11 protein-coding genes are annotated in these 12,662 nt (G+C 59.5%); 7 read left to right on the top strand and 4 right to left on the bottom strand.

What is annotated here, in order from left to right:
- The first annotated feature begins 257 nt into the window (after positions 1–257).
- The 4 genes from EI291_RS18270 (at position 258) to EI291_RS18285 (ending at position 4,675) form a co-directional block, all read left to right on the top strand.
- Entirely contained in the window at positions 258–1,172 is a 915-nt protein-coding gene (locus EI291_RS18270) for a hypothetical protein (protein WP_125423424.1), read from the top strand.
- 102 nt (positions 1,173–1,274) lie between these two features.
- Complete coding sequence (locus tag EI291_RS18275; protein WP_125423427.1) at positions 1,275–2,003, top strand: NADPH-dependent F420 reductase; 729 nt, start codon at positions 1,275–1,277, stop codon at positions 2,001–2,003.
- 244 nt (positions 2,004–2,247) lie between these two features.
- Positions 2,248–3,066, top strand: a complete 819-nt coding sequence (locus EI291_RS18280) for a helix-turn-helix domain-containing protein (RefSeq protein ID WP_125423430.1) — start codon at positions 2,248–2,250, stop codon at positions 3,064–3,066.
- A 40-nt stretch (positions 3,067–3,106) separates the two neighbouring features.
- Positions 3,107–4,675 carry an FAD-dependent monooxygenase gene (locus EI291_RS18285; protein ID WP_125423433.1) on the top strand — a complete coding sequence of 523 codons (1,569 nt, stop codon included), beginning with the start codon at positions 3,107–3,109 and terminating at the stop codon, positions 4,673–4,675.
- A gap of 140 nt (positions 4,676–4,815) precedes the next feature.
- Here the strand turns inward: EI291_RS18285 and EI291_RS18290 are convergent, their stop codons facing one another.
- The gene (locus EI291_RS18290) at positions 4,816–5,742 is read right to left on the bottom strand and encodes a glycoside hydrolase family 43 protein (RefSeq protein ID WP_125423654.1); all 927 of its coding nucleotides are present in this window, start codon (positions 5,740–5,742) and stop codon (positions 4,816–4,818) included.
- A 390-nt stretch (positions 5,743–6,132) separates the two neighbouring features.
- Between EI291_RS18290 and EI291_RS18295 the strand changes: the two genes are divergently transcribed.
- A complete protein-coding gene (locus EI291_RS18295) occupies positions 6,133–6,324 on the top strand; it encodes a cold-shock protein (RefSeq protein ID WP_125423436.1) in 192 nt (63 codons plus the stop codon).
- 86 nt (positions 6,325–6,410) lie between these two features.
- Here EI291_RS18295 and EI291_RS18300 read toward each other — a convergent pair whose 3' ends face one another.
- On the bottom strand, positions 6,411–7,352 hold the full coding sequence (locus tag EI291_RS18300; RefSeq protein WP_125423439.1) for an NmrA family NAD(P)-binding protein: 942 nt from the start codon (positions 7,350–7,352) through the stop codon (positions 6,411–6,413).
- Between the two features lie 206 nt (positions 7,353–7,558).
- Here EI291_RS18300 and EI291_RS18305 point away from each other — a divergent pair, with 206 nt between their 5' ends.
- The gene (locus EI291_RS18305) at positions 7,559–8,761 is read left to right on the top strand and encodes a DUF1624 domain-containing protein (RefSeq protein WP_125423442.1); all 1,203 of its coding nucleotides are present in this window, start codon (positions 7,559–7,561) and stop codon (positions 8,759–8,761) included.
- Between the two features lie 9 nt (positions 8,762–8,770).
- On the opposite strand, the gene EI291_RS18310 is transcribed toward EI291_RS18305, so the two are convergent.
- Positions 8,771–9,829, bottom strand: a complete 1,059-nt coding sequence (locus EI291_RS18310) for a TolB family protein (protein ID WP_125423445.1) — start codon at positions 9,827–9,829, stop codon at positions 8,771–8,773.
- Between the two features lie 191 nt (positions 9,830–10,020).
- Here EI291_RS18310 and ctlX point away from each other — a divergent pair, with 191 nt between their 5' ends.
- Complete coding sequence (ctlX, locus tag EI291_RS18315) at positions 10,021–10,956, top strand: citrulline utilization hydrolase CtlX (RefSeq protein WP_205701631.1); 936 nt, start codon at positions 10,021–10,023, stop codon at positions 10,954–10,956.
- 91 nt (positions 10,957–11,047) lie between these two features.
- Here the strand turns inward: ctlX and EI291_RS18320 are convergent, their stop codons facing one another.
- On the bottom strand, positions 11,048–12,565 hold the full coding sequence (locus tag EI291_RS18320; protein ID WP_125423448.1) for a malate:quinone oxidoreductase: 1,518 nt from the start codon (positions 12,563–12,565) through the stop codon (positions 11,048–11,050).
- Positions 12,566–12,662 lie beyond the last annotated feature (97 nt).

Raw genomic sequence — 12,662 nt, forward strand, 5'->3', positions numbered from 1 at the left:
TGCCGGGCTCCGGGCTCAGTCAGCGCCTGCGCCACGCGCTGGCGCAAATCCATCGAATACGCTTGCATATACCTGCTTACGTACGCTAGGCGACGGCAGCTACACCGTTCATGAATCCGCTATATAGTGTTTTCCGTCACACCGATGTGTTACAAAAATGGCCCAGGATGTGGCGCGGGGCGTTCAGATTCGGGATTGGGATTTTTATGAATATTAATACAATTGCTGAGTTAATCGGATAATCCCATTGTCGCTAAATGGAAGGATTTAATATAAAAATGCGGCGAATTTTTGCGCCTTTTTTCCTGATTGTAACGGGAGTTGTACTGTGTTTTGCAGGGTTAGACTACTATCTGAATATTGATAACGTTGCCGACTTGCCCATCTGGTGGGTGTATTTATTGCCAGCTGCTGCCACAGCCGTTTTATGCTGGCTGGTGTTGCACCCGGGACTTCTTCTGCTGCAAGAAGACGCATCCAGAGATACAAAGGAAAGAGATCAGGGATATGCATCTTTCTACATAATAGTGGCAGCTATGGTGTTGCTACTGACATGGAGGATTGATTTGTACTTCAAAGAATCATTGGGAGTTGTCCGCATTGTGAAGTCGGTGCGGGATCTTGCGACCCAGAAGCCCGCAAGATTTTACTTTATGAAGAACATATATATTGATCGTGAGTTATGTGGCTTTGATTCGGTAACTAAAACCCCTAAAGGTCAAAATCCAACGGTTTACATGCGCGCTGTATTTCCGTTACGAGACACGTTAGGCAGCGCTGTATGGGAGTTGCCAGTAGCGTGGTTAGGTATTCAAAGTGCTCGTCAAATGTCTGTCGATGCGTCGCATGATTCTCTGGAAGTTTTTCAGCGTCGTGCGTACCGGGAGTTGCGCCTTGACATTCTGAACTCCTCCTCCCAACAGCTGTCGGACATTCAGTATTTGGAACGAGCTGGGGCAGGTGAACAGGATCAGCCATATCGTAAAGCATTATTCCGTAATCCTCTGTATCACTATTTCAGCGCTGCTGTGCAGGCTCCCGTGCTGCTATACCCGCGTACCACTTCATTTGAGGACCGTACCAAAGACGCAGGGCTATTATTAGTAGTGTTATATGTAGGCGGGATATTAGCATTTCTGATAAATCTGGTTTGCACAGATTTTAAGAAGTAGCTGCAGCGTAATTGTCTCAATGCAAAAAGCATTTTCCTGCCTTGGTTGTTAAGTAACCTGCGCCGGCACATCACCGGCGCACGAACCAAACCTACACACCCTATGAACATCGGAATCATTGGTGCCGGCCACATCGGCAGCGCCCTGGCCGTTCGGTTTACGGACCTCGGCCACTCGGTTTACATTGCCAACTCCCGCGGGCCCGAAACCCTCAAAGACGTGGAGCAGAAGACGGGCGCTAAGGCCGTGACGGCCGAGGAAGCCGCTCAGCACGGCACCGACCTGGTAGTGGTAACCATCCCGCTTAAGAACATTCCAGATCTGCCTAAGGGCCTGCTGGCCAGCGTGCCTAAGGAGACGCCCATCATCGATACCAGTAACTACTACCCCATGCTGCGCGACGGCAAGATTGCGGAGCTGGAAACCGGCAGCCTCACCGAGAGCGAGTGGGTGCAGCAGCACCTGGGCCGCCCGGTGGTGAAGGTGTTCAACAACATCTACGCCGACCACCTCCAGAATAAGGGGGTGCCTGCCGGTACGCCCGGCCGCATCTCGCTGCCCGTAGCCTCCGACGATGCTGCCGCCAAGCAGAAGGTAATGGCCGTGGTGGAGGAGCTAGGATTCGACGCCGTGGACGACGGCACCCTGCATGAATCGTGGCGGCAGCAGCCGGGTACGCCTTCCTACGGGGCTGATATGCCCGCCGACAAGCTGCGCGAGCACCTGGCCAGCCTCGGCACTGAGCGCACCGAGGAGCAGCACAAGGAGTTCCTGGCCAACCACGCCAAAACGGAGCAGGCCATGGCCGACCAGGGCATCAAGCTGAAGTAGGCCCCCGTTGTAGCCGCCGGTTACAGTGCCAGTACGCACTACCATAGAGCGTTTTTAAAATCTGTCTGGAATCGTCCTGCTGAGTACAGCTTAAGCACCTCTGCCGAACAATTTCGTGTGAACGAAGCGGCAGAGGTGCTTTGGCTGCACTTAGCAGGACGTTCTTTTATCTGCCCGTACGTACTCACTGGAATACGTGGCTGCCATACGCCAGAGAGTACGCCAACCGTCTTATCTTTCCCTCATGCAGTACCAAGGAATATCGGCCCCGGCCGCGCTACAGGATGCTATCCAGGGCTTTTGGTACAACAGCATCGACTTTGCCGGGCTGCCTGCGGGCTTTGAGATAGTGCCGGATGGGTCTGCAGAAATCATTTTTCATTTCGGCCGTCCGTGCCGTGTGGCTACTGCGGGCGGCGTGCAGCCGCTGCCTTCTCCGTTTCTGATGGGGCTGCTCAACCAGCCGGTGCTGCTGCACGGGGAAGGCCGGCTGGACATTATCGGTGTCAAGTGCTTTCCCTGGACGGTGTTTGAGCTGCTGGGGCTGCCCGCCGGGCCGGGCGGCGTGCGCACCTTCCGGCATCCCATTGCCAGGCTGCATCCCGCCCTGGCCGAGCTGATTCGGGCGGGCCAGGTAGAGGCGGCTCTGGCGCTGGTACAGCAGTATTTTCTGGATGCCCGGCTCGGAAAGGCTACCGATAACACGCTGACTAAGGCAGGCGAGGCTATGCGGGAGGCCGGCGGTACCTTGCCGGTCAGCGAGGTAGCGGCGGCGGCCCATGCCACAGTCCGGACCCTGGAGCGGAAGTTTAAGCAAGCGGCGGGCCACACGGTGAAGGACGTATCGGGGCTGCTGCGCTTTGAGCAGGTGCGCAACCACCTGTGGCTGCAGCCGGAAGCCAACTTGGCCGCCCTGGCTCACGAGCTGGGCTACACCGACCAGTCTCACCTGAGCCGGGAGTTCAAACGCTACAGCGGTACCACGCCCGCCGCTTTTGCGCGCAACGCCCGGCGCGGAAGACCAGCCGTGAGCGACGCTTTTGTCGCGTTTTTACAAGCCTAGGGCCGGCGCTTGTCGGAAGTTTGCGTCTCACTCATGCACTATGAACGAGACACTGGAAAATCAGCAAATTGCCGCCCAGCCGGCCGAGTACGATGTGATTATTGCCGGCGCGGGGCCGGTGGGGTTGTTTCTGGCCGCAGAGCTGGCCCTGCGCCGCTGCTCTGTGCTGGTGCTGGAAAAGGCGGCGCAGCCGGATTCTCCCCTGAAGCAAATGCCATTCGGGCTCCGGGGGCTCAATGCGCTTTCCATTGAGGCGCTGGACCGCCGGGGGCTGCTGTCGGAGCTGAAGCTGCACCAGCGCTTCAACCTGCTCCCGACTGCCCCAGCTGCCGGCCCGGGAGCTAAACCAAAGCCTGGCGGGCACTTTGCCGGCATTCAGTTTGAGGTAAGTAAAGTAGATACCACGCAGTGGCCGTACCGCCTGCCCGGCTCTACCGAAACCCTGATCATGTCGGAGTTGCAGGAACTGGAAGCGGTGCTGGCCCGCCGGGCCGAGGCCCTGGGCGTCACCATTCTGCGCGGACTGGCCATTACGGGCTTTGAGCAAACTGACGGGGCTGTATCGGTGCAAACTGAGGGCCATGCCTTTACCGGCAGTTGGCTGGTAGGCTGCGACGGGAGCCGTAGCGTAGTGCGCAAGCTGGGTGCCTTCGACTTTGCCGGGACGGAGCCGGAGTTTACCGGCTACTCGGTGCAGGTGGATATTCCCGACCAGGAGAAGCTCAGCTCCGGCCGCACCCTGACACCCACCGGCATGTACTGGCAGTCCCAGCCCGGCTACCTGATTATGCAGGAGTTTGACGGCGGGGCATTCCACAAGGCCCAACAGCCTCTTACGCTCGACTACGTGCAGGCGCTAATCCGCCGCATCTCCGGCACCGACGTCACCATCAGCGCCCTGCATCTTGCCACTGCCTGGACAGACCGCTCCCGGCAGGCTACGGCCTACCGCCACGGCCGGGTGCTGCTCGCCGGCGACGCCGCCCACATCCACTCACCCCTCGGGGGGCAGGGCCTGAACCTGGGGTTGGGCGACGCTATGAATCTGGGGTGGAAGCTGGCCGCCACCCTGAAAGGGCAGGCACCCGCTGGCTTGCTGGATACATACTATACCGAGCGGTACCCCATTGGGGCGCAGGTGCTGGACTGGTCGCGTGCACAGGTGGCCATTATGCACCCCAGCCCGCAAGCTCAGGCGCTGCGCGGCATCATGCAGGACCTGCTGAATACACGCGACGGCGCCACCTATTTTGCCGGCAGGGTCTGGGGAATTTCCACCTGTTATGCCCTGGGTGGCAGTCATCCGCTGGTTGGGTACAGTGCGCCGAACTTTACGTTTGAAGACGGTACGACACTGAGCACGCTGCTGCGCGACGGCCGGGGAATCCTGCTTGATTTTGGTACTACAGCTTCTCTGGAAGCTTTTGCCGGCGAGTTTGGCGACCAGCTGAAGTACGTTTCGGGCCAGGCGCAGGAGCAGGCCGGCTTGTGCGCGTTGCTAATCCGTCCGGATGGGTTTGTGGCCTGGGCTACTGATGCGGAGCCTGATGAACAGGCCATTCGGGAAGCAGCGGCCCGTTGGGTTGTCGGTCAGGCCATATTTCTGTAGGCCGCAGTAGTGGTTCGGTTCCTGTCGAATCAAACCGCCTGTTTGAAGCCGGATTTCCGGTAGTGCGCTGCCTGGTGCAGCAGCAGTTGGGGCCACCCTGGCATAGCAGGGTGGCCCCAACTGTTTTCAGGTAATGCCTTCTACTTGAGCTTCCGGGCAGCCACGCCTCTCTGGGTAAGTTTCACGGGTTGGATGCGGCCCTGGGAATCAAAGTACAGTCGCTCGATGCAGGTGACACGGTGGTTCTGGTCGGTTTCGGAGAGGGGGCGACGGTGGTAAATGATGTACCACTCATCGGTGCCCGGCACCTGCACGACGGAGTGGTGGCCGGCTCCGGTAGCCACGGCAGCGTCCTGCTGCAGGACCTTGCCCACCCGCTGCCACGGCCCCAGCGGCGAGTCGGCTACGGCGTAGGCCACGGAGTAATCGGGGCCGGTCCAGCCACCTTCGCTCCACATGAAGTAGTATTTGCCCTGGCGGCGGAACATAATCGGGCCTTCCACATAGTTCTGGGGCGTTATTTCCTTGTAAATGGTACCATCGGGGAAGGGCAAAAAACCGGTAAAATCGGGCTTGAGGCGCGCAATATTGCAGTGTGACCAGCCGCCGTAGATGATGTAATACTGCCCGCCCGGGTCCTGAAACACAAACTGGTCGATGGGTTGCGCGCCGTTGTGGATGTTGCCGATGAGCGGCTTGCCCAGGTAATCCCGGAACGGCCCTTCCGGCCGGTCGGCTACGGCTACTCCAATGCCGCCTACTTCGCCCTCGTGCACATCATTGGCTCCGAAGAACAGGAAATACCGCTTGTCCTTCTGCACCACGGCCGGGGCCCACATGGCCCGCTGCGCCCATTTCACGCTGGTAGTATCCAGTATGCGCGGATGCTTGGTCCAGTGCACCAGGTCGGGCGAGGAAAACGCATCCATGAATACCTGCTGATTGTACGGCGCGGAATAGGTGGGATACACCCAGTACTGCCTGCCGAAGATGACGGCCTCCGGGTCGGCGTACCAACCGGGCAAAATGGGGTTGCCTGATAGCTCTGTTCCGGGAACCGGTTTCATCCTGGCGGCGGGTTTGGCCGATTGAGCAACGGCTGCATGCGTGAGCAGCAACCCAAGCGGCAGACTCAGAAGCAGAAGTTTCTTCATGGGCACAACCATACGGATTAATTGACAGAGTGCAGCCTGCAATACCCCTTGCAGGGGGCGAAACGCTACTATTTCGTTTAAATAAGACGGGTTTGAACTTAAGCCGGATGCTCGCAGTTAACAGCTCAAGTATCGTAGCATATGAATGTAGTACCCCATTTGGGTAGATGTTCAAAATAAAAGGCGTACGTTTACAATGTTTAAGGCAAATTGCCTCGTGTCACCTACTATCAATTCGCTTGCAGAATCATCGTAGCGTTCCGTTGTCAGTTGCTTTTTTTTCATCCATTTCCTAAAAGCATCATGTCAACAGGAACCGTAAAATTCTTCAATGAAACCAAAGGCTTTGGTTTCATCAACGACGCCACCACCGGTCAGGACATCTTCGTTCACGTAACCGGCCTCATCGACGAAATCCGTGACAATGACACGGTTGAGTTTGAGGTAGAGCAGGGCCGCAAAGGGCTGAACGCCGTTAAAGTGCGTCGCGCTTAACTGTCCCGCTTTTCAAGCAAACAAAAAGAGCATGCCAGCCGGCATGCTCTTTTTGTTTGTGCAGTTTTAGGTGGCGTGGCCAACGGCTATTTCAAGCCGGCCAATACCTGCTGCACCGGTGTCCAGCGGATGTCCGGGTAGCGGGCGTTGTCGAGCGGCTCCGACAGCTTGGCCTGGCCGGTAAGCATGTTGTGCATGTACTGCATGCCCTGCCAGGGCGGAAATACCTCGTTTCGGGCGGGCATCAGCGTGCGGGTGAGGCGAATCATGTTGGCCAGAAAATCGAGGCTGCCCACGCGCAACAGCTTAAACTCGTGGCCCAGGGCATTGCTGGCAATGGTCCGCAGCCCCTGGATGCTGGCTACCTCTCCGGCAATGCGCAGGTAACGGGGCGTGGTACTATCGAGGGCGGCGGCGGCCGTGAAGCTGGCCGTATCGACCATGGTGGTAAAGTCGAGGGGCTGGTCGGCATCTCCCCAGTACACTATGCGGCGAATGCCCGGCTGAATCAGCGGGGCCTGCCCCGTCAGCAGGTCCGTAAACATGCCATTCAGCACGGAGGTAGCCTGAATCGGAGCCTGATCGAGCCGCCGCTGAAACTCCCGTCGCAAATCGAAGTTGCGGTTGGAGCCTTCGGGCAGGCGGGTGAAGTCGGCGGAGAAATCGGAGGGGATGAAGCGGGGTACGCCGGCAGCTACAGCCGCATCCAGCAGCCGTGACTGGGCATCCACAATGGTTTCGCGCAGCCCCGATAGAGCTGATACCACGCAACTGGCGCCGGTGCAGGCGGCCGTGAGGGCCGGAGCATTGCTGAAATCAACTGATACTACTTCCACGCCCTGCAGCCGCAGAGATTCTGCCTCGGCTTTGTGGCTGGACTCGGGCCGTACCAGCGCCCGCACGGCCGCACCCCGGCGGCGTAGCTGGTGAGCAATGAGCAGCCCCAGCGCCCCGGTAGCCCCGGCCAGTACAATAAGCGCCGGTTGCGGGGCAGAGGGTGGGGTAGGAGCAGTGTTGGATTGGGACATACGTCAGGGATCTTTTCGTGGGGAATAGCCAGTAGGGCCTGCTGCTGCGGCCGCAGAATCAGCCGGAAGGGCGGTGGCGAGAGTAATACCCTGCTGCGGCCCGGAAGGTTATTAGCAGGCGGCCAAGCGGGAGGGGGCAAGTCCAGGCATATGGCTGCAGCCAAGTATATTAGCCAACCATGTTGCGTGCCTGATATCAGAAGCCTATGTCCGCTACCGCTCCACTTTCTGCAGAAGCTCCCTTGCTGGCCGAACAGCCGCCTGGCCGGGTGCGGGTCCAGTCCGTTGATGTTGTGCGGGGGCTGGTAATGGTTATTATGGCCCTCGACCACATCCGGGAGTTCTGGAGCCCTACGCTGGTGCGGCCGGAAGACGTGGCTAATGCCTCTGCACTGCTGTTCTTCACCCGCTGGATTACCCACTTCTGCGCCCCTACATTCGTGTTCCTGTCGGGGCTGAGCATCTGGCTGTATGCGCAGAAACAGCCCAGCCGCCGCGCGGTAAGCCGGTTTCTGCTGCTGCGGGGTGGGTGGCTGATTGCGCTGGAGTTGATGGTTATCAACTTCGTGCTGCAGTGGGGCTATGGCATTCTGCTGCTGCAGGTAATCTGGGCAATTGGGTGGGGCATGCTGCTGCTGGCCGGGTTGCTATGGCTGCCCCGCGGGGTGCTGGTGGTGCTGGCGGCGGGCATCCTGCTGGGCCACAACCTGCTGCCGGTACTGCAGCCAACTACAACAGGCACAGCACTGTTGGCCCTGCTGCACAACACGCCGTTTGTGCTGCCGGTGGGGCCATTGCCGCCGTTTCTGGTGGCGTACACCATTCTGCCCTGGCTGGGCGTGATGCTGGCCGGCTACCTCGTAGGGCCGTGGTTCCGGTTGCCGCAGCCGCAACGTGCGCAGCGGCTGCGGTGGTCCGGAGTCGGGTTGCTGCTGGCATTTGGGCTGCTGCGGGCAACCAACTGGTACGGCGACCTGGCCCCCTGGAGTATTCAGTCCCGGGGCCCGTTGTATAGCGCGCTGTCGTTCCTGAATGTGACCAAATATCCGCCTTCCCTGCTGTTTGTGTGCCTCACGCTGGGCGTAGCGCTGCTGCTGCTGAGCGTTACCGAAACGGCCGCCAGCCGCCTGAGCCGCTGGCTGCGCACGTTCGGACGGGTGCCGTTTTTCTATTACCTGCTGCACCTGCTGCTTATCAGCGGCTCGGCCTGGGTCTGGACGCGGCTGGCGTTTGGGGCACCTTTCAACTTCTCGTTTGCCACGCCGGCCACCTGGCCCGCCGCGTATCAGCCCAGCCTGCTGCGGGCGTATGTGGTGTGGGCAGCCGTTGTACTGACGCTGTACTGGCCGTGCCGTTGGTACGAGGGCTTCAAGCAGCGGCATTCGTACTGGTGGCTGTCGTATCTGTAGGCCTGCGAGTCAGCGCCAGGAAAACTGCCCGCCGCCTCCGCTGATGCGGTAGTTTTTGGTGTCGCGGGGCCATACGGGGGCGGCATCGGTGAGGGAAACTGGCTGGGGCGTGGCGGCGGGTACAACGGCAATGGCCGTGTAATAGCTCCGCTCAAACGATTTGTACGCCCAGCAGGCCACGTACTTACCGTCCGGCGACCAGGTAGGATAGGTTTCGATGTTGTCGTTGGCTACGGCGGTGAGCTGCTTGAGGGCACTGCCATCCAGGTTCATCACCCACACGTGGTTGTTCAGCACAAAAGCCACCCGTTTCCCGTCGGGGCTGGGCATGGCGTGGTAGGGAGCCGGCTCATCCAGCCCCTGGTCGATGCGCTGTGAATTGGCCAGTGCAGCATCGGTCAGGAAAATACCGGGTTCCTTGGGCGGGTAGAATCCCGTGTCGGTACTGCCCGATTTATGTGCCCCGCACATCAGCAGGCGGCCATCGGGCAGCCAGGTTCCGTAGTAGCGGTGCTCAAATCTGGTAACCAGCTTGCCGGTAGCCCGCTCGAATACGGCCACGCAGTTGTTGGGAAATGCCTGACCCGGATACCCTATAACCGTCACCGACAGAAACCGGCCATCCGGGGACACGCGCGGGTCGTGGAGGCTGCTGAGTACGGCCGAAATGCCCGTGCCCCGAATGACGCTGTATTCCTCCAGCGCCTGTTTGTAGTCGGGGTTGTCGCTCGACATATCCAGCACGGTACGAAACTGGGTGGCCGTGGAGTTACTCTTCTTGATGAGCACATTGGCCTTCGGGAAGGCATCATTCACGTAGTATACCTCCCCCTCGGGAGTAGTATAGGGCTGCTTGGCTTTCTGCAGAAACAGCTGATCCGCTTTGCTGGCGAAGGTGAACGTGTTGATGTCGGCGGCGTGGCCGTACACCAGCCGGCCTTTCCAGGCGGTGGTGGCCGGTGCGGGGACTTTAGGAGCTGGTTTGGGCTTCGACTGGGCGGAAGCATTGCCCGAAAAAAACAGGCAGCCAACTACAAGCAGGGAGGGGAGGGAGTAGCCGAGTTTCATACACTAAACATAGCTATGATGGACCTATTCCAGGAAGCAAAGCCCTGAGAAAACGTGCGTCTTCTCAGGGCTTTGCTTCCTGGAAAACAGAAAGAAGGCCGGAAGGGAAAGTGAGACGGCAGAACTTGGCAAAGGCCCGGACAACGTGTTTCTTTGTGGCCATCAACTAGTTCCACCACCCGCCCGCCCTCATGCAATCCACCCACACCGTATTTCTGGTGCGCCCCACCCGGTTCACGTTCAATACCGAAACGGCGCACTCCAACCATTTTCAGGGGTTCATTGCCGGCCTCGATGATGGTGCCATCCAGGCCCGGGCGTTTGCTGAGTTCGACGGCGTGGTGGCCCGGCTGCGCGAGCGGGGCGTGCAGGTGCTGGTGTTCGAGGATACGCCCGAGCCGCACACCCCCGATGCCGTATTTCCCAACAACTGGGGCACTTTTCATCCCGATGGCCGGGTGCTGCTCTACCCCATGTGCGCCCCCAACCGCCGGGCAGAGCGCCGCCCCGATATTCTGGCGCAGCTGGGCCGGCAGTTCCGGATCCGGGAGGTGGTGGACCTCTCAGCCCACGAGCAGGAGGAGCGGTTTCTGGAAGGCACCGGCAGCATCATCTTCGACCACGTACACCGCATTGCCTACGCCGGCCTTTCAGCCCGCACCGATAAGGCACTATTCGAAGCCGTGTGTGCCCGGCTGGGGTACCAGCCCGTGTCCTTCCACGCCCTCGATGAGCTGGAGCAGGAAATCTACCACACCAACGTGATGATGTGCGTGGGGGCTGAATTTGCGGTGGTTTGTCTGGAAAGCATCCGGGATGAGGCCGAGCGGGCCGCCGTGGTAGCCTCCCTCACCAGTACCGGCCACGAGCTGATAGCCATCAGCCTGGAGCAGGTAAGGCGATTTGCCGGGAATATGCTGACGCTGCGTACTGCCTTCGGAACCGGGCTGCTGGTGATGTCGCAGCGGGCGTATGATGCTCTTACCCCGGTGCAGCGCCACCGCCTGAGCCACTACGCGGAGCTGCTGCCCATGTCTATTCCCACCATCGAAACCATTGGGGGCGGTAGTGCCCGCTGCATGCTGGCAGAAGTGTTTCTGCCCCGGCACGAGCCAGCAGAGGCCTAGCCTTAAGCGGTAGCTGACAGTACACGCACGCAAAAAAGCCGCCCAGAAGCATTTTTCGGGCGGCTTTTTTTCTAGAAGTCAGGCAAGAGAGCTACTGCACCGGGGCGGGCTCATTGAGGCCCAGCACGGCACTGGTACGGGCCCGCTGCTGCTCCAGCAGCTGCGCATCGGCGTTGAGGTCTTTGCCGAAAGAGGGAATCATTTCGCGCATTTTGGCCTGCCAGGCCGGAGTGCGGGCACTATCTGAAAAGCACCGCTGGATCAGGCCTACCATGATGCTCACGGCCGTGGAAGCACCCGGAGAGGCCCCCAGCAGCGCCGCAATGGAGCCATCGGCGGCAGCTACTACCTCGGTACCAAATTCCAGTACGCCGCCTTCCTTGGCATCTTTCTTAATCACCTGCACCCGCTGGCCGGCCGTTTCCAGTTGCCAGTCCTCACTGCGCGCTTCCGGCAAATACTCGCGCAAAGCCGCCAGCCGGTCTTCGGGCGACTGGCGCACCTGGTTGATGAGGTATTTGGTGAGTGGAATGTTCTTGAGGCCGGCAATAATCATGGGCCGCATATTGCTCAGCTTCACCGACAACGGTAAATCCAGGTAGGAGCCCTGCTTCAGGAACTTGGTGCTGAAGCCGGCATACGGCCCGAACAGCAACTCCTGCTTGCCATTGATTACACGGGTATCCAAGTGGGGCACCGACATGGGCGGCGAGCCCACGGCGGCTTTGCCGTACACTTTGGTGTGGTGGCGCGCAATTACCTCGGGGTTGATGCACTTGAGCCACTGCCCACTCACGGGGAAGCCGCCAAAGCCCGAGCCCTCCGGAATGCCGGATTTAATCAGCAGCGGCAAAGATCCGCCGCCCGCCCCGATAAACACGAACGGAGCCCGGATTCGCACTTTGTTGTCGGTAGTCAGGTCGCGGGCCTTTACCCGCCAGCTGCCATCCTCTTTGCGCTTGAGGCTCTCCACATCGTGGTGAAAGTAGAAGGACACGCCCGGCTTTTCCTGCAGTAGCGTGAACATGCCCCGGGTGAGGGAGCCAAAGTTCACATCGGTGCCCAGGTCCATGCGGGTGGCCGCCACTTCCTGTTGCGGGTCGCGCCCATCCATTACCAGTGGCATCCAGCTTTCCAGCTCGGCCGGGTCCTGGCTGAATACCATGCCCTTGAATAGCGGCGACTGGGTGAGGGCTGCGTGGCGCTTGCGCAGGAATTCCACGTTTTTCGGGCCCCACACAAAGCTCAGGTGCGGAATGTGGTTGATGAAGCGGGTAACTCCTGTTACCTGATATTTCTCTACCAGATACGCCCAGAACTGTTTGCTTTGCTCAAACTGCTCGGCAATTTTGATGGCCTTGCTGATGTCGATGCTGCCGTCGGGCTTCTCGGGGGTGTAGTTCAGCTCACAGAAGGCTGAATGCCCGGTGCCGGCGTTGTTCCATGCGTCGGAGCTTTCGGCGGCGGCCACGTCGAGCCGCTCAAAAATGGCAATGGTGAGGTCGGGTTGCAACTCCTTGAGCATCAGGCCCAGGGTTGCACTCATGATTCCAGCTCCAATCAGCACCACATCGGCGGTGAGAGGAGCAGCGCTGTCGGTCGTGCTCATGCGTAGTTCAGAATAGGACTTACGAAGTACGGCAGAAAGCAAAAAAGGTGGGCGTTGGTTGCGCAGAAATATATGGTCGAGGTAGCACAAGGAGTAT

Source organism: Hymenobacter rigui (assembly GCF_003944715.1).
GTDB lineage: Bacteria > Bacteroidota > Bacteroidia > Cytophagales > Hymenobacteraceae > Hymenobacter > Hymenobacter rigui.